Source organism: Enterobacter cloacae complex sp. HYC042_NIDB, assembly GCF_056673315.1.
Window position 1 is genome coordinate 4,069,235 of record NZ_CP109650.1, and the last position, 23,159, is coordinate 4,092,393.

20 protein-coding genes and 1 other RNA gene are annotated in these 23,159 nt (G+C 56.9%); 4 read left to right on the forward strand and 17 right to left on the reverse strand.

The genetic code is table 11. From position 1 onward, the window contains the following. Positions 1-9 precede the first annotated feature (9 nt). From OKF39_RS19425 to OKF39_RS19460, 8 genes are all read right to left on the reverse strand, one after another. Positions 10-753 carry an SDR family oxidoreductase gene (locus OKF39_RS19425; RefSeq protein WP_028014327.1) on the reverse strand — a complete coding sequence of 248 codons (744 nt, stop codon included), beginning with the start codon at positions 751-753 and terminating at the stop codon, positions 10-12. Between the two features lie 68 nt (positions 754-821). Further along, on the reverse strand, positions 822-3,695 hold the full coding sequence (gcvP, locus tag OKF39_RS19430; RefSeq protein WP_479983267.1) for an aminomethyl-transferring glycine dehydrogenase: 2,874 nt from the start codon (positions 3,693-3,695) through the stop codon (positions 822-824). A gap of 118 nt (positions 3,696-3,813) precedes the next feature. After that, the gene (gene gcvH, locus OKF39_RS19435; RefSeq protein WP_008499718.1) at positions 3,814-4,203 is read right to left on the reverse strand and encodes a glycine cleavage system protein GcvH; all 390 of its coding nucleotides are present in this window, start codon (positions 4,201-4,203) and stop codon (positions 3,814-3,816) included. A gap of 23 nt (positions 4,204-4,226) precedes the next feature. Further along, positions 4,227-5,321 carry a glycine cleavage system aminomethyltransferase GcvT gene (gcvT, locus tag OKF39_RS19440; RefSeq protein WP_248071094.1) on the reverse strand — a complete coding sequence of 365 codons (1,095 nt, stop codon included), beginning with the start codon at positions 5,319-5,321 and terminating at the stop codon, positions 4,227-4,229. A gap of 397 nt (positions 5,322-5,718) precedes the next feature. Beyond that, entirely contained in the window at positions 5,719-6,921 is a 1,203-nt protein-coding gene (ubiI, locus tag OKF39_RS19445; protein WP_045629982.1) for an FAD-dependent 2-octaprenylphenol hydroxylase, read from the reverse strand. A gap of 12 nt (positions 6,922-6,933) precedes the next feature. Further along, positions 6,934-8,112 (reverse strand): 2-octaprenyl-6-methoxyphenyl hydroxylase, encoded by a 1,179-nt coding sequence (gene ubiH / locus OKF39_RS19450; RefSeq protein WP_041908350.1) that lies wholly within the window; start codon positions 8,110-8,112, stop codon positions 6,934-6,936. Beyond that, a complete protein-coding gene (gene pepP, locus OKF39_RS19455) occupies positions 8,109-9,422 on the reverse strand; it encodes a Xaa-Pro aminopeptidase (protein WP_479983820.1) in 1,314 nt (437 codons plus the stop codon). The genes ubiH and pepP overlap by 4 nt, the downstream gene beginning before the upstream one ends. Positions 9,423-9,453: 31 nt before the next feature. Continuing rightward, positions 9,454-10,032, reverse strand: coding sequence for a YecA/YgfB family protein (locus OKF39_RS19460; protein WP_028014333.1), 579 nt, complete (start codon positions 10,030-10,032; stop codon positions 9,454-9,456). A 167-nt stretch (positions 10,033-10,199) separates the two neighbouring features. Here OKF39_RS19460 and zapA point away from each other — a divergent pair, with 167 nt between their 5' ends. From zapA to OKF39_RS19475, 3 genes are all read left to right on the forward strand, one after another. Continuing rightward, the gene (gene zapA, locus OKF39_RS19465) at positions 10,200-10,529 is read left to right on the forward strand and encodes a cell division protein ZapA (RefSeq protein WP_006811891.1); all 330 of its coding nucleotides are present in this window, start codon (positions 10,200-10,202) and stop codon (positions 10,527-10,529) included. A 41-nt stretch (positions 10,530-10,570) separates the two neighbouring features. Next, positions 10,571-10,754, forward strand: a non-coding RNA gene (gene ssrS / locus OKF39_RS19470) — 6S RNA. 24 nt (positions 10,755-10,778) lie between these two features. After that, a complete protein-coding gene (locus OKF39_RS19475) occupies positions 10,779-11,375 on the forward strand; it encodes a 5-formyltetrahydrofolate cyclo-ligase (protein WP_063155132.1) in 597 nt (198 codons plus the stop codon). A gap of 96 nt (positions 11,376-11,471) precedes the next feature. Here OKF39_RS19475 and serA read toward each other — a convergent pair whose 3' ends face one another. Then, positions 11,472-12,704, reverse strand: coding sequence for a phosphoglycerate dehydrogenase (gene serA / locus OKF39_RS19480; protein ID WP_041908347.1), 1,233 nt, complete (start codon positions 12,702-12,704; stop codon positions 11,472-11,474). A 266-nt stretch (positions 12,705-12,970) separates the two neighbouring features. After that, positions 12,971-13,630: a ribose-5-phosphate isomerase RpiA gene (gene rpiA / locus OKF39_RS19485; RefSeq protein WP_003860091.1), complete on the reverse strand. Its 660-nt coding sequence runs from the start codon at positions 13,628-13,630 to the stop codon at positions 12,971-12,973. A 127-nt stretch (positions 13,631-13,757) separates the two neighbouring features. Between rpiA and argP the strand changes: the two genes are divergently transcribed. Continuing rightward, the gene (argP, locus tag OKF39_RS19490; RefSeq protein ID WP_003860089.1) at positions 13,758-14,651 is read left to right on the forward strand and encodes a DNA-binding transcriptional regulator ArgP; all 894 of its coding nucleotides are present in this window, start codon (positions 13,758-13,760) and stop codon (positions 14,649-14,651) included. A gap of 43 nt (positions 14,652-14,694) precedes the next feature. Here the strand turns inward: argP and OKF39_RS19495 are convergent, their stop codons facing one another. The 7 genes from OKF39_RS19495 to tkt all read right to left on the reverse strand — a co-directional run bounded on the left by OKF39_RS19495 (position 14,695) and on the right by tkt (position 23,061). Further along, complete coding sequence (locus OKF39_RS19495) at positions 14,695-15,426, reverse strand: oxidative stress defense protein (protein ID WP_028014336.1); 732 nt, start codon at positions 15,424-15,426, stop codon at positions 14,695-14,697. 92 nt (positions 15,427-15,518) lie between these two features. Beyond that, positions 15,519-16,154 (reverse strand): arginine exporter ArgO, encoded by a 636-nt coding sequence (gene argO, locus OKF39_RS19500; protein WP_047367435.1) that lies wholly within the window; start codon positions 16,152-16,154, stop codon positions 15,519-15,521. 145 nt (positions 16,155-16,299) lie between these two features. Then, a complete protein-coding gene (mscS, locus tag OKF39_RS19505) occupies positions 16,300-17,154 on the reverse strand; it encodes a small-conductance mechanosensitive channel MscS (RefSeq protein WP_003860082.1) in 855 nt (284 codons plus the stop codon). Between the two features lie 186 nt (positions 17,155-17,340). Next, complete coding sequence (gene fbaA, locus OKF39_RS19510; RefSeq protein WP_008499731.1) at positions 17,341-18,420, reverse strand: class II fructose-bisphosphate aldolase; 1,080 nt, start codon at positions 18,418-18,420, stop codon at positions 17,341-17,343. 92 nt (positions 18,421-18,512) lie between these two features. Further along, positions 18,513-19,676: a phosphoglycerate kinase gene (pgk, locus tag OKF39_RS19515; RefSeq protein ID WP_028014337.1), complete on the reverse strand. Its 1,164-nt coding sequence runs from the start codon at positions 19,674-19,676 to the stop codon at positions 18,513-18,515. A 49-nt stretch (positions 19,677-19,725) separates the two neighbouring features. Continuing rightward, entirely contained in the window at positions 19,726-20,745 is a 1,020-nt protein-coding gene (gene epd / locus OKF39_RS19520) for an erythrose-4-phosphate dehydrogenase (RefSeq protein WP_047367434.1), read from the reverse strand. A gap of 324 nt (positions 20,746-21,069) precedes the next feature. Continuing rightward, positions 21,070-23,061, reverse strand: a complete 1,992-nt coding sequence (tkt, locus tag OKF39_RS19525; protein ID WP_041908344.1) for a transketolase — start codon at positions 23,059-23,061, stop codon at positions 21,070-21,072. Positions 23,062-23,159: the final 98 nt, after the last annotated feature.

A 23,159-nucleotide genomic window follows, 5' to 3' on the forward strand; every position in this document is an offset into this window, starting at 1 on the left:
GTGAGGGGGTTACTTCCCGCCAGCCAGCTCGATAAAACTGCCCGTCACGTAAGACGCCTTCTCGCTCAGCAGCCAGACAATCGCCTGCGCCACCTCTTCCGGCTGGCCGCCGCGCTGCATCGGCAGTAACGATTTCACGCGATCCACTCGCCCCGGCTCTCCGCCGGAAGCATGGATATCGGTATAAATCAGCCCAGGCCGCACGCAGTTCACGCGGATACCCTGCGCCGCCACCTCCAGCGATAGCCCGGTTGTCAGCGAATCAACCGCGCCTTTGGAAGCAGCGTAATCGACATATTCACCCGGCGCGCCCAGACGAGACGCGGCGGAAGAGACATTCACAATAGCCCCGCCCTTGCCGCCATGCTTGATGGACATGCGTTTCACCGCTTCACGACAGCAGAGGAAGTAGCCCGTGACGTTGGTCGCCAGCACGCGGTTAATGCGCTCTGCGGACAGATTCTCGATGGTGGATTGCTCAAACAGAATGCCTGCATTATTGACCAGCGCGCGAAGCGGCTCACCTTCACGATCGATGCTGTCAAACATCGCCAGCACCTGAGCTTCATCGCTGATGTCCGCACGCACGGCAAACGCTTTACCGCCGGCCTCAACGATCTGATTGATAACGTCCGTCGCGGCTTTAATGTTGTGGTGATAGTTCACCGCCACGGTGTAGCCTTCACGTGCCAGCTGCAGCGCGGTGGCTTTCCCAATGCCCCGGCTCGCGCCGGTGACCAGTGCAATTGCCATTCACAACCTCCAGATAAAAAAAAGCCGGGTGGCGCTTACGCTTACCCGGCCTACAGTATGGCAAATAATTACTGGTATTCGCTCATCGGCACGCAGGAACAGAACAGATTACGGTCGCCGTAAACGTCATCAAGACGCTTCACGGTCGGCCAGTATTTGTTTGCCACGCCTGCCGGGAAGACGGCCAGCTCGCGGGAGTAACCGTGGTTCCACTCTGCCACCATCTCGTGCTGGGTGTGCGGGGCGTTGACCAGCGGGTTATCTTCCAGCGTCCATTCGCCGTCCTGCACGCGGTCGATCTCCATGCGGATGGCCAGCATCGCGTCGATAAAGCGGTCCAGCTCGGCTTTGCTTTCAGACTCGGTCGGCTCCACCATCAGCGTTCCCGCAACCGGGAACGACATGGTTGGCGCGTGGAAGCCGTAGTCGATCAGACGCTTGGCGATATCCAGCTCGCTGATGCCGGTCTGCTCTTTCAGCGGACGAATATCCAGAATGCACTCGTGCGCCACGCGACCGTCGCGGCCGGTATAGAGCACCGGGAAGGCGGACTTCAGGCGAGTCGCAATGTAGTTGGCGTTCAGAATAGCCACCTGGCTCGCCTGCTTCAGCCCTTCCGCGCCCATCATGCGGATGTACATCCAGCTGATTGGCAGGATTGATGCGCTACCGAACGGTGCCGCAGAGACCGCGCCCTGACGGGTCAGCATGCCTTCAATCTGCACCACGCTGTGGCCCGGCACAAACGGCGCCAGGTGCGCTTTCACGCCGATTGGTCCCATGCCCGGGCCGCCACCGCCGTGCGGAATGCAGAAGGTTTTATGCAGGTTCAGGTGCGACACGTCCGCGCCGATAAAGCCCGGAGAGGTAATGCCCACCTGAGCGTTCATGTTCGCGCCGTCGAGGTATACCTGACCGCCAAACTGGTGCACCACTTCGCACACTTCACGGATGGTCTCTTCGTACACGCCGTGGGTGGACGGGTAGGTCACCATAATGCAGGAGAGCTTGTCGCCCGCCTGCTCGGCTTTCGCACGCAGGTCGGCCAAATCGATGTTGCCGTTCTTATCGCACGCGACCACCACCACTTCCATGCCCGCCATCTGGGCTGAGGCCGGGTTGGTGCCGTGGGCGGAGCTTGGGATCAGGCAGATATCGCGGTGGCCTTCGTTACGGCTTTCGTGATAGTGACGGATCGCCAGCAGGCCCGCGTATTCACCCTGTGCGCCGGAGTTTGGCTGCATGCAGAGCGCGTCGTAACCGGTCAGCTTCACCAGCCAGTCTGAAAGCTGGTTGATCATCATGTGATAGCCTTCCGCCTGTTCTGGCGGGCAGAACGGGTGCAGTTCGGAGAATTCAGGCCAGGTAATCGGGATCATCTCTGCCGCGGCGTTCAGCTTCATGGTGCAGGAGCCCAGCGGGATCATCGCCTGGTTCAGCGCCAGATCCTTGCGCTCCAGAGAGTGCATATAGCGCATCATCTCGGTTTCGCTGTGATAGCGATTGAACACCGGGTGAGTCAGGATCGCGTCATTGCGCAGCATGCTTTCCTGAATGGAGCGGCTGTCGAGCGCGACCTCTTTGTCGAGCGTATCAACGTCCAGACCGTGAGCGTCGCCCAGCAACACGCTGAACAGATTCAGGATATCGTCGCGAGTGGTGCTTTCATCCAGCGTAATGCCGACCGCGTTGTGAATGTCGCTGCGCAGGTTGATTTCTGCTGCATTCGCGCGCGCCAGCACGGCGGCTTTGTCTGCCACTTCCACGCACAGGGTGTCGAAGTAGTGCGCGTGGCGCAGCTTGAGGCCCTTCTGCTGCAGGCCGCAGGCCAGAATATCGGCCAGGCGGTGAATGCGACTGGCAATGCGCTTCAGGCCAGCCGGACCGTGGAATACCGCATACAGGCTGGCGATGTTTGCCAGCAGTACCTGGGAAGTACAGATGTTGGAGTTCGCTTTCTCGCGGCGGATATGCTGCTCGCGGGTCTGCATCGCCATGCGCAACGCGGTATTACCGGCAGCATCTTTTGACACGCCAATGATACGGCCTGGCATGGAGCGTTTGAATTCATCTTTCGCGCCGAAGAACGCCGCGTGCGGGCCGCCGTAGCCCATCGGCACGCCGAAGCGCTGCGCGGAGCCGAATACAATATCCGCGCCCTGTTTGCCCGGCGCCGTCAGCAGCACCAGCGCCATAAAATCGGCGGCAACGCTGACAACCACTTTGCGGGATTTCAGCTCGGCAATCAGCGCGCCGTAGTCGTGAACTTCGCCGGTGGTACCCACCTGCTGCAGCAGCACACCGAAGACCTCCTGGTGATCCAGCACTTTGTCGGCGTCGTCGACGATCACCTCAAAGCCGAAGGTTTCTGCACGGGTGCGCACCACGTCCAGCGTCTGGGGATGCACGTCCGCCGCCACGAAGAAGCGGTTAGCATTTTTCAGCTTGCTCACGCGCTTTGCCATCGCCATCGCTTCGGCAGCGGCGGTCGCTTCATCCAGCAGAGAGGCGGAAGCGATATCCATACCGGTCAGATCCAGCGTCACCTGCTGGAAGTTCAGCAGCGCTTCCAGACGCCCCTGGGAGACTTCTGGCTGATAAGGGGTGTAAGCGGTGTACCAGCCCGGGTTTTCCAGCATGTTGCGCAGAATAACCGGCGGTAACTGCACGTTGGTGTAGCCCATGCCAATGTAAGACTTATAGCGCTTGTTGAGGCCTGCAATAGCCTTCAGCTCCGCCAGCGCGGCGAACTCCGTGGTGGCTTCCCCTACCTGAGGCGGCGTGGCAAGCTGGATGTCTTTTGGCACAATCTGGCCGATCAGTGCGTCTAATGAATCCGCGCCAACCGTCTTCAGCATCTCCTGCTGTTGCTGAGCATCCGGCCCAATGTGACGTTCAATGAAGGCGCCACGGTTTTCAAGCTGGCTTAAAGTCTGTGTCATGAGCGATGGTTCCTGATACGTGCAGTGAATCGTAGTTATCTGTAACGCTGTTGCCCGGTGGCGCTACCGCTTACCGGGCCCTGTAAGGCGGATAAGCGCAGCGCCATCCGGCACAACGTTATTCGTCTTCCAGTAGTGCTTCGTACGCGGTTGCATCCAGCAGCGCGGCAACTTGCGATTCGTCGCTGGCTTTGATCTTGAAGATCCAGCCGCCTTCATAAGGCTCGCTGTTGACCAGCTCTGGCGAATCGCTCAGCGCATCGTTGACCGCAACAATCTCGCCGCTTACCGGTGCGTAGATGTCAGACGCCGCTTTTACGGACTCCGCCACGGCGCAGTCGTCGCCCGCGCTAACAGTCGTGCCCACGTCAGGCAGGTCAACAAACACCATGTCGCCCAGCAGCTCCTGCGCGTGCTCGGTGATCCCTACGGTGTAAGTGCCGTCCGCCTCTTTGCGCAGCCACTCGTGTTCTTTGCTGTATTTCAGTTCTGCTGGCACATTGCTCATTGAAGTTCTCCTGATAAAAATGATTAGGCGACCGGCTTACCGGCGCGAACAAAAATCGGTTTGGTCACGTGGACCGGCATTTCGCGGTTGCGGATTTGCACCACCGCCGTTTCGCCAATGCCCGCCGGCACGCGTGCCAGTGCAATACTGTAGCCCAGCGTCGGTGAGAAGGTTCCGCTGGTGATCACGCCTTCACGATGATTGCCGTCAGCATCGGTAAAGCGCACCGGCAGCTCGCCGCGTAGCACGCCTTTTTCCTTCATCACCAGTCCCACCAGCTGTTCGGTGCCCTTCTCGCGCTGCATCTCCAGCGCTTCACGGCCAATAAAGTCACGGTCAGCCGGTTCCCACGCGATGGTCCAGCCCATGTTGGCCGCCAGCGGAGAGACGCCTTCATCCATTTCCTGACCGTAGAGGTTCATGCCCGCTTCCAGACGCAGCGTATCGCGCGCGCCCAGACCCGCAGGCTTTACGCCCGCCTCTACCAGGGCACGCCAGAAATCGGCAGCTTTCTCGTTCGGCATCGCAATTTCGTAGCCCGCTTCACCGGTGTAGCCGGTGGTGGCGATAAACAGATCCCCCGCCTGCACGCCGAAGAACGGCTTCATGCCTTCGGTGGCGGTGCGCTGCTCGTCGCTGAACAGAGACGCGGCTTTTGCCTGCGCGTTCGGCCCCTGCACGGCGATCAGCGACAGATCGTCACGGACGGTGATGTCGACGGCATAAGGTTCGGCGTGTTGGGTGATCCAGGAGAGGTCTTTTTCGCGGGTGGCGGAGTTTACAACGAGGCGGAAGAAATCTTCGGTGAAGTAGTAGACGATAAGGTCGTCAATCACGCCGCCCGAGGCATTGAGCATGCCGGTATAGAGCGCTTTGCCCGGCGTCTTCAGTTTGGCGACGTCGTTTGCCAGCAGATAACGCAAAAACTCCCGGGTGCGGCTACCGTGCAGATCGACAATCGTCATGTGGGACACGTCGAACATACCGGCATCGGTGCGCACCGCGTGGTGCTCATCAATCTGCGAGCCGTAGTGCAGCGGCATCATCCAGCCATGGAAGTCCACCATGCGGGCGCCGCATAACACGTGTTGTTCGTACAAAGGAGTCTGTTGAGCCATCTTGTCCTCGTTGAAAAATTCACCGTGAAACCCGGTATCGGCCTCGTTCGCGAATGCCGACGCAAACGTTCTCTTTTACCTGAACTTACCACCGAAACCGGCGGTTAACCATAAGGTAAAACGGGTCATCACATTAGCTTATGACCAAAAAACGCTGAAAAGCCTACAGAGTTATTCACTGGAAAAATGCGATTAACCCCGCACAAAATTAACAATGATCTAACAGGATTTAGCACATGGTGATATTTCGTGCGGAAAAACGGGCCGAATTTCCGTCACGTAAAAATCATGACATGAGAATAACTAATGCGAAAAATGGCGTGGAATTAGAATATTTCAAACGAGGGGATTTCCCCGGCGCAGAGGCCGGGAAAATAAAGTGTGACGGGGATCGAGGTTAGCGTAACCAGTCGGGAAGATCGTTAAGACCCATTGCCTGACGAAGAAGTTGAGGTTTGACGCCGGGAAGGGTGTCGGCCAGCTTGAGGCCGATATCGCGCAGCAGTTTTTTCGCCGGATTTGCCCCGGCAAACAGCTCGCGGAAGCCCTGCATTCCTGCCAGCATCATCGCCGCACTGTGCTTGCGGCTGCGCTCGTAGCGACGCAGATACAGATGCTGGCCGATATCTTTACCCTCACGGTGCAGGCGACGCAGTTCTTCCACCAGTTCCGCCGCGTCCATAAAGCCGAGGTTAACGCCCTGCCCGGCCAGCGGATGAATGGTATGGGCAGCATCCCCCACCAGCGCCAGACGGTGCGCCGCAAACTGACGCGCGTAGCGGCCGGTTAACGGGAAAACCAGCCGCTCGCTTTCAAGCGTGCACAGGCCAAGGCGATTATCAAACGCCACGCACAGCGCCTGGTTAAAGGCCTCCGGCGTCGCATCCTGCATCTGCTGCGCTTTCTCCGGCACCAGGGACCAGACTATCGAGCACAGGTGCGGATCGGCAAGCGGCAGGAACGCCAGTATGCCGTCGTTGTGGAAAATCTGCCGCGCAACGCCGCCGTGCGGCTCTTCAGTACGGATCGTTGCCACCATCGCATGATGGCGGTAATCCCAGTACGTTAGCGGGATATCAGCCTTGTTGCGCAGCCAGGAGTTAGCGCCGTCGGCACCGACCACCAGACGCGCGGTCAGCATGTCGCCGCTTTGCAGGGTGATAAACGCCTCGTTTTCGCCCCATGCCACCTGCTGGATCTGCGCAGGCGCAATTAGCGTCACGTCGCTGCACTGCTCTGCTTTCTGCCACAGCGCGTGGTGGATCACCGCATTCTCTATGATATGCCCCAGATGGCTATAGCCCATGCTTTCATCATCAAAGGCAATATGGCCAAAGCTGTCTTTGTCCCACACTTCCATGCCGTGATAGCAGCTGGCGCGCTGGGCGACGATATCTGACCAGACGCCGAGACGCGTCAAAAGCTTTTCGCTGGCCGCGTTAATCGCCGACACGCGGAGTTCCGGCGGGGCATCTGATGCGACAGGCTGGGGCTGCTTTTGCTCCAGCACGGCCACGCGCAGGCCGCTGCCCTGTAATCCACAGGCCAGCGCCAGTCCAACCATTCCGCCGCCAACGATGGCAACATCAACATTTTGCACAGTGATAACTCCTTAACGCGCGACCCAACCCAGGGTCCGCTGCGCCAGCACGTCACGTGCCGGAATGAACAGTTCCATCGCCATCAGCCCGAGGTTGCGACCAACAACCAGCGGCGCCCAGCGATTGGCAAAGAGATGGACTAAGCCGTCGGTGACGCCAATTGTCGCCTCTTTATCAGCCTGACGTCGCGTCTGGTAATGGCTTAGCACCGGGTAAGCGCCACAGTCTTTTTGTTCGCTCCACGCCTGCGAAAGCGTTTCGGCCAGGCTCATCACATCCCGCAGGCCGAGGTTAAAGCCCTGCCCGGCGATGGGGTGGAGGGTTTGCGCCGCGTTGCCGACCAGCGCCACGCGGTGAGAAACAGACTGTGATGCCGTGGTTAACGACAGCGGATAGACCGCACGTTTCCCGGCATGGGTAATACGCCCCAGCCGCCAGCCAAAGGCTTTCTGCAGCTCGGTACAAAAACGTTCGTCGGACCAGGATTTAACCTCTTCGGCCTTTTCCTGCGGGTGGCACCAGACCAGCGAGCAGCGCCCGCCCGTCATCGGCAGCATCGCCAGCGGGCCGTGCTGGGTGAAGCGCTCAAACGCCCGGCCGTTGTGTTCTGCTGCGGTCGAGACGTTCGCGATGACCGCGACCTGCCCGTAAGGCTGCTGCCGCCACTCTACGCCGCACTGGGTGCCGAGCGCCGAGCGCGACCCGTCAGCCGCCACCAGAAGCTGTCCGTCAAGCACGGTGCCATTGTCCAGCGTTACGCTAACCGCGTCTTCACTACGGGTGAAGCTGGCAACGCGTGCCGGGCAGTGCAACGTGACGCCCGGCGCGTCCTGCAACAGGCGGAACAGGCGCAGGCCAATATCGTGCAGTTCAACGACCTGACCCAGCGCGTCAATACGGTAATCATGGGCATCCAGCGTCACAAACCCGGCATGACCGCGATCGCTCACGTGCACGGTATTAATGGCGGTAGCGCAGTCGGCGATGGCCTGCCAGATGCCAATGCGGGATAGCTGCTGGCAGGTGCCCTGCGCCAGGGCAATGGCGCGGGAATCAAACCCAGGGTGATTCTTCGCCTGCGGCGCGACGGCTTCAACCAGATGCACCGGAAGCTGCCCCTTCGTCAAATGCGAGATGGCTAACGCCAGCGTGGCGCCGGTCATGCCACCGCCAACGATAATCACGCTCATACGCGCGTCGCTGCCATCAGCGCCTCGATATCGTCCGCTTTTTTCACCACGCTCGCGGTCAGGTTTTCGTTGCCGCTTTCGGTGATGACGATGTCGTCTTCAATACGAATGCCAATTCCGCGGTATTCCTCTGGCACGTCGGCATCCGGCGCGATGTACAGGCCTGGCTCGACGGTCAGCACCATGCCCGGTTCAAGCACGCGCGAACGTTCAGGGCCGTACGCGCCCACGTCGTGCACGTCCAGCCCCAGCCAGTGGCTCAGGCCGTGCATAAAGTACGGGCGGTGAGCATTCTCGGTAATCAGGGTGTCGACATCCCCTTTGAGGATCCCAAGCTTAACCAGCCCGGTAATCATGATACGCACCACCTCACCGGTCACCTCCTGAATGGAGGTGCCCGGGCGATACAGCGTCAGCGCCGTCTCGAGAGATTCGAGAACGATGTCATAAATCGCCCGCTGCGCTGGCGAAAACTTGCCGTTCACCGGGAAGGTACGCGTGATGTCGCCCGCGTAGCCCTGATATTCGCAACCGGCGTCAATCAGCACCAGATCGCCGTCGCGCAGCGCGCTTTCGTTTTCGGTGTAGTGCAGAATGCAGCCGTTTTCCCCGCCGCCAACGATGGTGTTGTAGGAGGGATAACGCGCGCCGTGGCGGTTAAATTCGTGGTGAATTTCGCCTTCCAGCTGGTATTCAAACATTCCGGGACGACATTTTTCCATCGCGCGGGTGTGCGCCAGGGCGCTGATTTCGCCCGCACGGCGCAGCACGTTCAGCTCTTCTTCAGATTTGAACATACGCATCTCGTGCACCACCGGACGCCAGTCCGTGAGGGTTGCGGGCGCGGACAGGTTCTGCCGCGAGCCTTTACGCAGTTTTTCCAGCGCGTTGAAAACAATCTCATCGGCGTAGGCGTATTCGCCCTGCGCGTGGTAGAGCACGTCGAGGCCATTAAGCAGCTGATAGAGCTGCTGGTTGATTTCGCTAAACGCCAGCGCGCGGTCAACGCCCAGCTTTTCCGGGGCGGCCTCTTGCCCTAAGCGGCGGCCAAACCAGATCTCAGCGGTTAAGTCTCGTACGCGGTTGAAAATCACGCTGTGGTTGTGGGTGTCATTGCTCTTAATCAGCACCAGCACCGCTTCCGGCTCGTTGAAGCCGGTGAAGTACCAGAAATCGCTGCTCTGGCGATAGGGGTATTCGCTGTCGGCGCTGCGCGTCACTTCCGGCGCGGCAAAAATCAGCGCCGCGCTTCCCGGCTGCATGTTTGCCAGCAGCGCCTGACGACGGCGCAAATACTCTTGTTGCGAGATAACCATGACACCCTCCTGTGCGTTATTTTTCTTAATGTAAGGTTGGCTTGCGAACTTCCGGCGCGGTCGGCTGCGAGCGCGTAAAGTTGTCGTGGCACAGCAGCGCCGCCACGCGCACGTACTCGATGATCTCTTCGAGAGACATTTCCAGCTCTTCCTGATCTTCCTCTTCATCGTAACCAAGCTGGGCGATGTTGCGCAGATCGTCAATCGCTTCACCCGCTTCGCCGGTTACTTTATCAAGCTTAGGCTGGGTGACGCCCAGGCCAAGCAGATAGTGGTTTACCCACCCCGCGAGCGCATCGGCGCGATCAAAGACGCTGACATCGTCGCCTTCAGGCAGATAAAGCTGAAAAAGGAAGCCATCGTCTTCCAGCGAATCGCTGGTTGCCGCGTGCATTTTTCGCAGCGCTTCCGCCAGTTCGTGGCCAAACGCCAGCCCTTCGTTGGTGAGGTCGTGGATCAGCGGCTGCCATGAGCTGTCGCTGTTTCCGCCGCACAGTATGCCGCTGATCAGACCGTGCATTTCGGCAGGGGTAAGACCGACTCCCTGCTGGTTCAGTAACTGGTTTAAATCCTTGTAACCAGGCATTTCGTTCTGTATAGACATACGCATTCGTCATCAAAGGGAGGATATTCATGATATGCTACCACTTTGGACCCTGGTGATACCAGAAAAGGGCTTGTATCTTCACATCAGGGTAGCTATAGTGTCGCCCCTTCGCAGCCCCCGGGGCAGTAAGCGAAGGCAGCGCAGTCAATCAGCAGGAAGGTGGCATGTCTGCACAACCCGTCGATCTCCAGATTTTTGGCCGTTCACTGCGAGTGAATTGTCCACCTGAACAAAGGGATGCTTTGAATCAGGCTGCGGACGATTTGAATCAGCGGTTGCAAGATCTAAAAGAACGCACTAGAGTCACAAATACTGAGCAGCTGGTTTTCATCGCCGCGTTGAACATCAGCTATGAACTGACTCAGGAAAAAGCGAAGACCCGCGATTACGCGGCTAGCATGGAGCAGCGCATTAAAATGCTCCAGCAGACCATTGAACAGGCGTTGCTTGATCAAGGTCGCAATCCCGAAAGACCGGGACCAAAGTTTGAATAACACTTCGCAGTTGACTATGGTAGAGTAACTGTGAAGACAAAATTTCTCTGAGATGTTTGCAAGCGGGCCAGTCCCCTGAGCCGATATTTCATACCACAAGAATGTGGCGCTCCATGGTTGGTGAGCATGCTCGGTTCGTCCGAGAAGCCTTAAAACTATGACGACACATTCACCTTGAACCAAGGGTTCAAGGGTTACAGCCTGCGGCGGCATCTCGGAGATTCCCTCTCTCTTCTTCTACCGACTACCATGACTCAATTCCCTGAAGTTTCTGCTTCACGCCAGGACATCCGTCAGCTCATTCGCCAGCGTCGTCGCGCCCTGACGTCCGAACAACAAGCACACTTTGCGCAGCAGGCTGCTGCCCGCATGATGGCCTATCCGCCCGTGGTGATGGCAAACACCGTCGCGCTGTTTCTCTCGTTTGACGGCGAACTGGACACCCAGCCGCTTATCGACCAGCTCTGGCGCGCCGGGAAAAAAGTTTACCTGCCGGTACTGCATCCGTTCAGCCGGGGCAATCTGCTGTTTCTGCACTACCATCCGCACAGCGAGCTGGTGGTGAATCGTCTGAAAATCACCGAACCGAAACTCGACGTGCGCGACGTACTCCCGCTGTCACAGCTGGACGTGCTGATTACGCCGCTGGTGGCGTTTGATGAACAAGGACAGCGCTTAGGTATGGGCGGCGGTTTTTACGACAGGACGCTGCAAAACTGGCAGCAGTACGGGCTGCAGCCGGTGGGGTATGCGCATGATTGCCAGGCTGTAGAAGCCTTGCCGGTGGAGAAATGGGATATTCCGCTGCCTGCGGTGGTAACGCCAGGTAAAACGTGGCTTTGGTAGCATAAAGCCGGGTGGCGCTTACGCTTACCCGGCCTACAAAAGCTCAACGTAGGTCGGGTAAGGCGTAGCCGCCACCCGACACCACAGACCGCACCATCAATACAACAGACGCGCGCGAATCGTTCCCGGTATGGCCTTCATGCTCTGCAACGCTTTTTCAGCCACGTCTTCATCCGCTTCGATATCAATGACCACATAGCCCATCTGCGAGTTGGTCTGCAGATACTGGGCGGCAATGTTGACGCTCTGCTCGGCAAAAATCTGGTTGATGGCGGTCAGCACGCCAGGACGGTTTTCGTGGATGTGCAACAGACGACGACCGCCGTGCAGCGGCAGAGACACTTCCGGGAAGTTCACCGCAGAAAGCGTTGAACCGTTGTCGGAATATTTGCTCAGCTTACCCGCCACTTCCAGACCGATATTCTCCTGCGCTTCCTGAGTAGAACCGCCGATGTGCGGCGTCAGAATCACGTTGTCGAATTCGCACAGCGGAGAGTTAAACGGATCGCTGTTGGTGGCCGGTTCCGTCGGGAACACGTCGATGGCCGCCCCCGCGAGATGCTTACGCTTCAGCGCATCGCACAGTGCAGGGATATCGACCACCGTACCACGCGCGGCGTTGATCAGCAGAGATCCCGGCTTCATCAGCGCCAGCTCTTCCGCGCCCATCATGTTTTTGGTGGAGGCGTTTTCCGGCACGTGCAGGCTGACCACGTCGCTCATGTTCAGCAGGTCAGACAGATGCTGTACCTGCGTCGCGTTACCCAGCGGCAGCTTGCTTTCGATATCGTAGAAGTAGACGTGCATCCCCAGCGATTCCGCGAGGATCCCCAGTTGGGTACCGATGTGGCCGTAGCCGATGATACCCAGCTTTTTACCACGGGCTTCGTATGAGCCCGCGGCCAGTTTGTTCCACACGCCACGGTGCGCTTTGGCGTTAGCTTCCGGGATACCGCGCAGCAGCAGCAGCAGCTCGCCAATTACCAGCTCCGCCACGGAACGGGTGTTAGAGAACGGGGCGTTAAAGACCGGGATACCGCGTTTTGCGGCAGCGTTCAGGTCGACCTGGTTGGTGCCGATGCAGAAACAGCCAATAGCAACCAGCTTTTCTGCCGCGGCAATCACGTCTTCAGTCAGGTGGGTACGGGATCGCAGGCCAATGAAGTGGGCATCACGGATGGCGGCTTTCAGCTCTTCAGTGTCCAGCGCGCCTTTGTGAAATTCGATGTTGGTGTAACCCGCCGCACGAAGGCTATCAAGCGCTTTCTGGTGCACGCCCTCGACCAGCAGGAATTTAATCTTGTCTTTCTCCAGTGATACCTTTGCCATTTCCCCGACCCTGTTTTTATCTGAACTGATGTTGTGCTGGATTGAAATCCGCTGTAGCCAACATATCAAAAAAAACTATTGCAGCAATATGAACGTTTGCGTCGGCACTCTGAAGAAAAGTCATACAGGGCAAAATGACAGAGTAAAATGCTGAGAAAATTTACAAACGTGGCAGGATCGGCAAAAGAGGCGGAAAAGCGTGACACAAGTCACCAAATTTAGCTTTTCAAAAATTTTTTAGCGGGGGGAGCACTCCCCCCGTCAGATCATTTTACGATGGTTTTCACACCGTCAGCCGTACCGATCAGCGCCACATCCGCGCCGCGGTTGGCAAATAACCCTACGGTGACGACGCCTGGAATGCCGTTGATGGCGTTTTCCAGCGCAATCGCGTCGAGAATCTCCAGACCGTGAACATCGAGGATGACGTTACCGTTGTCGGTGACCACGCCCTGACGGTATTCCGGACGGCCGCCCAGCTTAACCAGTTGACGGGCAACCGCACTGCGCGCCATCGGGATCACTTCAACCGGCAGCGGGAAATTACCCAGAATGTCGACCTGCTTGGAGGCATCCGCGATGCAGATGAACTTGTCCGCCACGGAGGCGATGATCTTTTCACGGGTCAGCGCCGCGCCGCCGCCTTTGATCATCTGCATATGGCCGTTGATTTCATCCGCGCCATCAACGTAAATGCCCAGACGATCCACTTCGTTGAGATCGAAAACGGTAATGCCGAGGCTTTTCAGCTTTTCCGTGGACGCATCGGAGCTGGAAACCGCGCCCTCGATCTGCCCCTTCATCGTGCCCAGTGCATCGATAAAGTGCGCCGCCGTTGACCCCGTACCAACACCGACAATGGTCCCTGGCTGTACGTACTGGAGAGCGGCCCATCCTACTGCTTTTTTCAGTTCATCCTGCGTCATGATCGTTTTGCCTGTGGTGTGAAAACTCAGGGCGCATTATAGAACACGTCGAATGGATTTCGTCTGTCAGGAAGGGAAAATTGTGTCATAGTGCAGATTAAGCAAAATTTAGGAGCCAGCCAGAGCAATGAAACGTCCGGACTACAGAACACTACAGGCACTTGATGCAGTTATTCGTGAACGCGGCTTTGAGCGCGCAGCGCAAAAGCTGTGCATCACCCAGTCCGCCGTATCACAGCGTATCAAACAGCTTGAAAACATGTTCGGGCAGCCGCTGCTGGTGCGTACCGTACCGCCGCGCCCAACGGAGCAAGGGCAAAAGCTTCTCGCCCTGCTGCGTCAGGTTGAACTGCTGGAAGACGAGTGGCTGGGTGACGAACAAACGGGTTCCACGCCGCTGCTGCTCTCGCTGGCGGTGAACGCCGACAGTCTGGCGACCTGGCTGCTGCCGGCCCTTGCGCCGGTGCTGGCCGACTCCCCTATCCGCCTGAATCTTCAGGTCGAAGATGAAACCCGCACCCAGGAACGCCTGCGTCGCGGCGAAGTGGTTGGGGCGGTCAGTATCCAGCCTCAGGCCCTGCCAAGCTGTCTTGTCGATCAGCTGGGCGCGCTCGACTACCTGTTTGTCGGTTCAAAAGCCTTTGCGGAGCGCTACTTCCCGAATGGCGTCACCCGCGCCGCGCTGCTGAAGGCGCCTGCCGTGGCGTTCGACCATCTGGACGATATGCACCAGGCGTTTTTGCAGCAAAACTTCGATCTGCCGCCGGGCAGCGTGCCGTGTCATATCGTTAACTCGTCCGAAGCTTTCGTGCAGCTGGCGCGTCAGGGCACCACCTGCTGCATGATCCCGCATTTACAGATTGAGAAAGAGTTGAAAAGCGGTGAGCTGATTGACCTGACGCCGGGGCTGTATCAGCGCCGGATGCTCTACTGGCACCGTTTTGCGCCGGAAAGCCGCATGATGCGCAACGTGACTGATGCGCTGCTGGCATTTGGACATAAGGTGTTGAGACAGGATTAAAATGAAAAGCCGGGTGGCGGCTACGCCTTACCCGGCCTATTGATTATTGTGCAGGTTTCGGCTGTGCTGCAACGGGTTCCAGCTGGAACACCACATCAACCTGATCGTCGAACTGAATCGTTGGCTGCTCGTAGGTTTCCTGAGCAGAAACCGGCGCGGCGTCCGCCTTCATCATCCGAACCATCGGGCTTGGCTGGTAGTTAGAGACGTGGTAACGCACGCTGTATACCGGGCCAAGCTTGCTCTTGAAGCCAGACGCCAGCTGTTCCGCCTGATGAATGGCATCATCAATCGCCGCTTTACGCGCTTCGTCTTTGTATTTCTCCGGTTGCGCAACGCCCAGCGACACGGAACGGATTTCGTTCAGGCCGGCCTTCAGCGCACCGTCCAGCAGAGAGTTCAGCTTGTCCAGCTGACGCACGGTCACTTCCACAGTGCGCACGGCGCGATAGCCTTTCAGGATACTTTTGCCGTTCTGGTAGTCGTAATCGGGCTGGGTACGCAGGTTCGCAGAGCTGATGTCTTTTTTAGCAACACCGTTCTGTTCCAGGAAAGAGAGATATTGCGCAACACGATCGTCTGCCTGTTTTTTGGCGGAAGCGGCATCTTTCGCCGCCACATTCACTTCAATTGCCAGGGTTGCAACATCCGGTACCGCGTCCACGCTTGCGGTGCCTGACGTGACGATGTGCGGGCCATCCGGCAGTTCACTTGCCTGCGCCGACACCGCACCGAAACTTACTAATGCCGCGAGGGCCATCACTTTAAACTTCACTGTCATTCCTCCATGTTGCGAAGAGTGCCCTAACAACAGGGCTCATGCCAGCAAGCTTAGCGGGTCTTGCTCAGTTGTCCATAAGACAAGGATTAGTTGAACAATTCCTGGACGTGGTGAATGCCCTCTTTTGCCAGCTGAAAAGCAATAAACCACATCACCAGCCCCACCAGGGTATTAATAATGCGCTGGGCTTTGGCAGTCCGCAGACGAGGCGCCAGCCATGCCGCCAGAATGGCGAGACCGAAGAACCAGAGGAAAGAGGCGCTGACCGTGCCGAGCGCAAACCAGCGTTTCGGCTCAACGTCCAGCTGTCCGCCCAGGCTGCCCAGCACTACGAAGGTGTCAAGGTAGACGTGCGGATTTAGCCAGGTGACCGCCAGCATGGTGACGATAATCTTCCAGCGGCCCTGCTTCATCACTTCGGCGCTTGCCAGCTCAATGTTGCTGCTCATCGCCGTTTTCAGGGCACCGAATCCGTACCACAGCAGAAACGCCACGCCGCCCCAGGTCACCAGCGCCAGCAGCCAGGGCGACTGCATCAGCAGCGCGCTGCCGCCAAAAATGCCGGCGCAAATCAGCAGCAGATCGCTCACCGCGCACAGCAGGGCAATCATCAGATGATACTGGCGGCGAATGCCCTGATTCATCACGAAGGCGTTTTGCGGGCCGAGCGGAAGGATCATGGCCGCACCTAAGGCAAGCCCTTGAAAATAATAAGATAGCATGACGATTTTCTCGCAGTGTTGTTCTGGAGGCTGACTATACTGCGCGAATCACATTAGAGGAAATGGATAATATTAATTGGGTATTAGCGGAGCTTATAAAAGTAAAGCCCGGTGGCGCGAGCGCTTACCGGGCCTACGGGTGACGTTATTCTGCTTCTTTGACTTTTTTGACGTTTACGTCCATCTGCGGGTAAGGGAAGCTGATGCCGTTGGCGTCGAAATCGCGCTTGATGCGCTCGAGCACATCCCAGTAAACGTTTTGCAGATCGCTGCTTTTGCTCCAGATACGCACCACGAAGTTAATAGAGGAAGCACCCAGTTCGTTCAGGCGAACCGTCTGCTCGCGGTCCTTCAGAATGCGGTCGTCAGAGGCGATGATATTTGCGATCAGCGACTTCACCTGATCGATATCGGAATCATACGCCACGCTGATGATGAGCTCGTTACGACGCACCGGCTCGCGGGAGAAGTTAATGATATTGCCCGCAATGATTTTCCCGTTCGGTACCACCACAATACGACCATCGACGGTACGCAGGGTGGTAGAGAAAATCTGTACCTGCAACACGGTACCGGCGATGCCGCCAAGGTCAACATATTCACCGGAACGGAACGGACGGAAAGTCACCAGCAGTACGCCCGCCGCCAGGTTTGAAAGCGAGCCCTGCAGTGCCAGACCAATGGCCAGGCCGGCGGCACCAAGAACGGCAATCACGGAGGCGGTTTGCACCCCAACACGGCCCAGCGCGGCAATCAGCGTGAAGGCGATAATGCCGTAGCGCACCAGTGCAGAGAGGAAGTCAGCCACCGTGGCGTCAATGTGTCGTGCGACCATCACACGGTTGACGGCGTTCGACACGATACGCGCCACGATCATCCCGACGATGATGATGGCAATCGCCGCGACAATGTTCACGGCATAGCTCAGCAGCAGGGCCTGGTTGCGCACCAGCCAGTTGCCGGCGTTATTGATGCTGTCTACAACATCGAGTTGTTCCATTTATTCTTCCTTTTGTTAAACCAAAACACAAAATCCATCCCCCATGGAGACAGGCAGGTCAGTAAAGGGTAAACAAAAAGCACCGGCTTTGCCAAACAGATCACAAAAACAGGTATTGCAGGATATTGAAAAAGCATAAAAAAAGGCCCGCATTTGCGGGCCTTCTGATGCTGTCAGCAGCTCAAATTACAGAACGTCGATTGCGTTCAGTTCTTTGAAAGCCTGCTCCAGACGGGTCACCATGGACGTCTGAGCAGCGCGCAGCCATACGCGTGGATCGTAGTATTTCTTGTTCGGCTGGTCTTCGCCTTTCGGGTTGCCCAGCTGGCCCTGCAGGTAAGCTTCGTTCGCTTTGTAGTACTGCAGGATACCGTCCCAGGTTGCCCACTGGGTGTCGGTATCGATGTTCATTTTCACTACGCCGTAGCTTACGGAGTCTTTGATTTCCTGAGCAGAAGAACCGGAACCGCCGTGGAAGACGAAGTTCAGGCTGTTGTGCGGCAGGTTGTGTTTCTTAGACACGTATTCCTGAGAATCACGCAGGATGGTCGGGGTCAGAACCACGTTACCTGGCTTATAAACGCCGTGCACGTTACCGAAGGACGCTGCAATGGTGAAGCGTGGGCTGATTTTGCTCAGCTCGGTGTAAGCGTAATCAACGTCTTCTGGCTGGGTGTACAGGGCAGAAGCGTCCATGTGGCTGTTGTCCACGCCGTCTTCTTCACCACCGGTGCAACCCAGTTCGATTTCCAGGGTCATGTCCATTTTGGCCATGCGCGCCAGGTACTTAGAGCAGATCTCGATGTTTTCGTGCAGTGACTCTTCAGACAGGTCGATCATGTGAGAAGAGAACAGTGGCTTACCGGTTGCCGCGAAGTGTTTTTCACCCGCGTCCAGCAGACCGTCGATCCACGGCAGCAGTTTCTTCGCGCAGTGGTCAGTGTGCAGGATAACTGGAACACCGTAGTGTTCAGCCATCTGGTGAACGTGGTGCGCACCAGAGATAGCACCCAGGATAGCAGCACCCTGAGGAATGTCAGTTTTCACGCCTTTACCTGCGATGAACGCAGCGCCGCCGTTAGAGAACTGAACGATAACCGGTGCTTTAACTTTTGCAGCGGTTTCCAGTACGGCGTTGATGGAGTCGGTACCTACGCAGTTAACTGCTGGCAGAGCGAAGTTGTTTTCTTTAGCTACCTGGAACACTTTCTGTACGTCATCACCAGTGATAACGCCAGGTTTTACGAAATCAAAAATTTTAGACATGTTGCTTAGTCCTGTATCTTCGGCCGTTAGAAAAGGTGCGAGCTCTTAAAAGCGCGCTGAAAATTGGGCAGGTTTCCCTGCCCTTGAATGGCTTACTTCTTAGCGCGCTCTTCGAGCATTGCTACTGCTGGCAGTACTTTGCCTTCCACGAATTCGAGGAATGCGCCGCCACCAGTGGAGATATAGGAGATCTTGTCAGCGATACCGAACAGGTCGATTGCTGCCAGGGTGTCACCACCGCCTGCGATAGAGAACGCTTCGCTGTCTGCGATTGCGTTAGCCACGATTTCAGTCCCTTTGCGGAAGTTCGGGAATTCGAACACGCCAACAGGACCGTTCCACAGGATAGTTTTTGCGTTTTTCAGGATTTCAGCCAGTTTCTGTGCAGAAACGTCGCCCAGGTCCAGAATCTGCTCTTCGTCTTTGATGTCGTTTACTGATTTCAGGGTCGCGGTTGCGGTTTCGGAGAACTCGGTCGCCACGCGAACGTCAGTTGGAACCGGGATATCACAGGTACCCAGCAGGCGTTTGGCTTCGTCAACCAGGTCTGCTTCGTACAGGGATTTACCCACGTTGTGGCCCTGAGCGGCAACGAAGGTGTTCGCGATACCACCGCCAACGATCAGCTGGTCAGCGATTTTAGACAGGGAATCCAGAACGGTCAGTTTGGTAGACACTTTAGAACCACCAACGATAGCGACCATTGGGCGAGCAGGTTCTTTCAGTGCTTTACCCAGTGCTTCCAGTTCGTCAGCCAGCAGAGGACCCGCACACGCGACGTCTGCGAATTTACCGATACCGTGGGTAGATGCCTGCGCACGGTGCGCAGTACCGAATGCATCCATCACGAATACGTCGCACAGTGCAGCATATTTTTTGGACAGGGTTTCGTCGTCTTTCTTTTCGCCTTTGTTGAAGCGAACGTTTTCCAGAACAACCAGCTCACCTTCGGCAACGTCTACGCCGTCCAGGTAATCTTTCACCAGGCGAACCGGGTTGGACAGTTTGTCTTTCAGGTAATTAACAACCGGCAGCAGAGAGAACTCTTCGTTGTACTCGCCTTCAGTTGGACGGCCCAGGTGGGAGGTGACCATCACTTTAGCGCCCTGCTTCAGAGCCAGTTCAATGGTTGGCAGAGATGCACGGATACGCGCGTCGCTGGTCACTTTGCCATCTTTAACCGGTACGTTCAGATCGGCACGGATGAAAACGCGTTTACCTGCCAGATCCAGATCGGTCATCTTAATTACAGACATGGTGAATCCTCTCGTTGATTCTTAAAGTTTTGCAAGCGCAAGGTGCGCTCTACCTGAAACCTTTTGCGGCCATGGCTAACGTGGTGTCGAGCATTCGGTTAGCAAAGCCCCATTCGTTATCACACCAGACCAGCGTCTTGATAAGGTGCGCACCACTGACTCGCGTCTGCGTGCCATCCACGATGGCGCTGTGCGGGTCGTGGTTAAAATCTACTGAGACCAACGGTAATTCCGTATAGTCAACTATACCATGAAATGCTCCCTGTGCCGCTTTTTGCAGCAACAGGTTGACTTCACAGGCTTTTACCGGTTTTTTCACCGTCACGCTGAGGTCGATTGCGGTGACGTTTATCGTCGGAACACGCACGGCAATCGCTTCGAAACGGTCATTAAACTGCGGGAAAATTCGGGTGATCCCTGCAGCCAGTTTCGTGTCCACCGGGATGATTGACTGGCTCGCCGCGCGAGTGCGTCGTAAATCCGGGTGATAGGCGTCGATAACCTGCTGATCGTGCATGGCGGAGTGAATCGTGGTTACGGTGCCGGATTCAATGCCATACGCATCGTCTAACAGTTTGATGACCGGAATAATGCAGTTGGTGGTGCAGGAGGCGTTGGAAACAATGCGGTGCTCGGCTTGCAGCTCATGCTGGTTGACGCCAAACACGACGGTCGCGTCGAGGTCGTTACTTCCGGGATGAGAAAACAGGACTTTTTTCGCGCCTGCTGTCAGATGCGCTTCGCCGTGTTCGCGGTTGCCATACACACCGGTACAGTCAAGCACGACATCCACACCCAGTTCACGCCAGGGTAGCCCGGAAATGCTGTTCTCATGCAGCACACGAATAGCGTCATCACCCACAAAAAGCTGATCTCTTTCCTGGCGCACATCCCAGGCGAAGCGTCCGTGGCTGGTGTCATACTTCAATAAATGCGCCATGCCAGCAGCATCCGCCAGTTCATTGATTGCCACCACGGTGATTTCCGCCCGACGTCCGGATTCATACAAAGCACGAACCACATTACGCCCGATGCGACCGAAGCCATTAATCGCTACGCGTACGGTCATAGATCTCCTGCAAAGCAATCCCTGAGTTTGAGGTGGCTGAAAGAGTAATCCAGCGACGCCCGAAGGGGAATCTTTGCTATCACAAACTGCGATTGATTGGTCAATTGTCGAACATTTAATCGACTGAAACGCTTCAGCAAGAATAAGCGAATCGGGGAATAAAAGGAATGTCTGTCCAGATGAATAAGCGAGCTATATGACTTGCGTCACATTTTCGTTGGAATAATGACGCAAAAAAGCCGGGTAAGCGCTAGCGCTTACCCGGCCTACTTTTGAGCCATTTGTAGGCCCGGTCAGCGTAAGCGCCACCGGGCAAAACGGCGATTACAGCAATTCTTTCGCCTTAGCGACAACGTTCTCAACGGTGAAGCCGAACTCTTCGAACAGCTGTTCTGCCGGAGCAGACTCACCGAAGGTGGTCATACCAACGATAGCGCCGTTCAGGCCCACGTATTTGAACCAGTAGTCAGCGATACCCGCTTCCACCGCCACGCGAGCGGAAACCGCTTTAGGCAGTACGGATTCACGGTAAGCCGCATCCTGCTTGTCGAACGCATCGGTAGACGGCATGGAAACCACGCGCGCCTTCACGCCTTCGGCAGTCAGTTTTTCCCATGCTGCTACAGCCAGTTCAACTTCAGAACCGGTCGCGATAAAGATCAGCTCAGGCTGGCCTGCGCAATCTTTCAGCACATAGCCACCGCGGGCGATGTTTGCCAGCTGCTCAGGGGTACGCTCCTGCTGCGCCAGGTTCTGACGGGAGAGGATCAGCGCGGTCGGGCCGTCCTGACGCTCAACGCCGTATTTCCACGCCACCGCAGATTCAACCTGGTCACATGGACGCCATGTGCTCATGTTCGGGGTTACGCGCAGGGAAGCTACCTGCTCTACCGGCTGGTGAGTTGGACCATCTTCGCCCAGACCGATGGAGTCATGGGTGTAGACCATCACCTGACGCTGTTTCATCAGCGCAGCCATACGCACGGCGTTACGTGCGTATTCCACGAACATCAGGAAGGTAGAGGTGTATGGCAGGAAACCACCGTGCAGAGCGATACCGTTCGCGATAGCGGTCATACCGAACTCACGTACACCGTAATGGATGTAGTTACCGGCAGTGTCTTCGTTGATTGGCTTAGAACCAGACCACAGGGTCAGGTTAGAAGGCGCCAGGTCAGCGGAGCCTCCCAGGAATTCCGGAAGCAGCGGACCGAACGCTTCAATCGCATTCTGAGATGCTTTACGGCTGGCGATTTTAGACGGGTTCGCCTGCAGCTTCGCGATGAATTCGTTGGCTTTCGCGTCGAAGTCAGACGGCATATCGCCTTTCATACGACGGGTGAATTCAGCCGCTTCCTGTGGGAACGCCTTCGCATAGGCAGCGAATTTCTCGTTCCAGGCCGCTTCTTTCGCCTGGCCCACTTCTTTAGCATCCCACTGAGCATAGATCTCAGACGGGATTTCGAAGGCAGGGTGTTTCCAGCCCAGTGCTTCACGGGTCAGTGCGATTTCCGCGTCGCCCAGCGGTGCGCCGTGGGAGTCATGGGTGCCCGCTTTGTTCGGAGAACCGAAGCCGATGATGGTTTTGCACATCAGCAGGGACGGTTTGTCGGTGACTGCGCGAGCTTCTTCTACTGCACGTTTAATCGAGTCAGCATCGTGGCCGTCAACACCACGCACAACGTGCCAGCCGTAGGCTTCGAAACGTGCGGCGGTGTCGTCAGTGAACCAGCCTTCAACGTGACCGTCGATGGAGATACCGTTGTCGTCGTAGAACGCCACCAGTTTGCCCAGTTTCAGGGTACCAGCCAGGGAGCACACTTCGTGAGAAATGCCTTCCATCATGCAGCCGTCGCCCAGGAAAGCGTAGGTGAAGTGGTCAACGATGTCATGGCCAGGACGGTTGAACTGCGCCGCCAGGGTCTTCTCGGCAATCGCCATACCCACAGCGTTAGCAATGCCCTGACCCAGCGGGCCGGTGGTGGTTTCTACGCCAGCGGTGTAGCCCACTTCCGGGTGACCTGGAGTTTTGGAGTGCAGCTGACGGAAGTTTTTCAGCTCTTCGATTGGCAGATCGTAGCCGGTGAGGTGCAGCAGGCTGTAGATCAGCATAGAGCCGTGGCCGTTAGACAGCACGAAACGGTCGCGGTCAGCCCATGCCGGGTTCTGCGGGTTGTGGTTAAGGAAATCACGCCACAGGACTTCGGCGATATCAGCCATACCCATAGGGGCACCCGGGTGGCCGGATTTGGCTTTCTGTACTGCGTCCATGCTCAGCGCACGAATAGCATTAGCAAGCTCTTTACGTGAGGACATTTTAACTCCAGATCGGACTGTTAAAGGCCATGCCCTTGACGACAGCGCGTTTTGGGCTACGCCGGAAAAAAGTGCCAACAATGTAACCCAAGCCGCAG

Bases quoted from the DNA above. Each gene is read 5' to 3' on its own strand.
- rpiA (WP_003860091.1), bottom strand. From the start codon at position 13,630: ATGACGCAGGATGAACTGAAAAAAGCAGTAGGATGGGCCGCTCTCCAG.
- fbaA (WP_008499731.1), bottom strand. From the start codon at position 18,420: ATGTCTAAAATTTTTGATTTCGTAAAACCTGGCGTTATCACTGGTGAT.
- gcvT (WP_248071094.1), bottom strand. From the start codon at position 5,321: ATGGCTCAACAGACTCCTTTGTACGAACAACACGTGTTATGCGGCGCC.
- tkt (WP_041908344.1), bottom strand. From the start codon at position 23,061: ATGTCCTCACGTAAAGAGCTTGCTAATGCTATTCGTGCGCTGAGCATG.
- argO (WP_047367435.1), bottom strand. From the start codon at position 16,154: ATGCTATCTTATTATTTTCAAGGGCTTGCCTTAGGTGCGGCCATGATC.
- OKF39_RS19460 (WP_028014333.1), bottom strand. From the start codon at position 10,032: ATGTCTATACAGAACGAAATGCCTGGTTACAAGGATTTAAACCAGTTA.
- gcvP (WP_479983267.1), bottom strand. From the start codon at position 3,695: ATGACACAGACTTTAAGCCAGCTTGAAAACCGTGGCGCCTTCATTGAA.
- mscS (WP_003860082.1), bottom strand. From the start codon at position 17,154: ATGGAACAACTCGATGTTGTAGACAGCATCAATAACGCCGGCAACTGG.
- OKF39_RS19475 (WP_063155132.1), top strand. From the start codon at position 10,779: ATGACTCAATTCCCTGAAGTTTCTGCTTCACGCCAGGACATCCGTCAG.
- OKF39_RS19425 (WP_028014327.1), bottom strand. From the start codon at position 753: ATGGCAATTGCACTGGTCACCGGCGCGAGCCGGGGCATTGGGAAAGCC.
- gcvH (WP_008499718.1), bottom strand. From the start codon at position 4,203: ATGAGCAATGTGCCAGCAGAACTGAAATACAGCAAAGAACACGAGTGG.
- pgk (WP_028014337.1), bottom strand. From the start codon at position 19,676: ATGTCTGTAATTAAGATGACCGATCTGGATCTGGCAGGTAAACGCGTT.
- ubiH (WP_041908350.1), bottom strand. From the start codon at position 8,112: ATGAGCGTGATTATCGTTGGCGGTGGCATGACCGGCGCCACGCTGGCG.
- epd (WP_047367434.1), bottom strand. From the start codon at position 20,745: ATGACCGTACGCGTAGCGATTAATGGCTTCGGTCGCATCGGGCGTAAT.
- argP (WP_003860089.1), top strand. From the start codon at position 13,758: ATGAAACGTCCGGACTACAGAACACTACAGGCACTTGATGCAGTTATT.
- zapA (WP_006811891.1), top strand. From the start codon at position 10,200: ATGTCTGCACAACCCGTCGATCTCCAGATTTTTGGCCGTTCACTGCGA.
- serA (WP_041908347.1), bottom strand. From the start codon at position 12,704: ATGGCAAAGGTATCACTGGAGAAAGACAAGATTAAATTCCTGCTGGTC.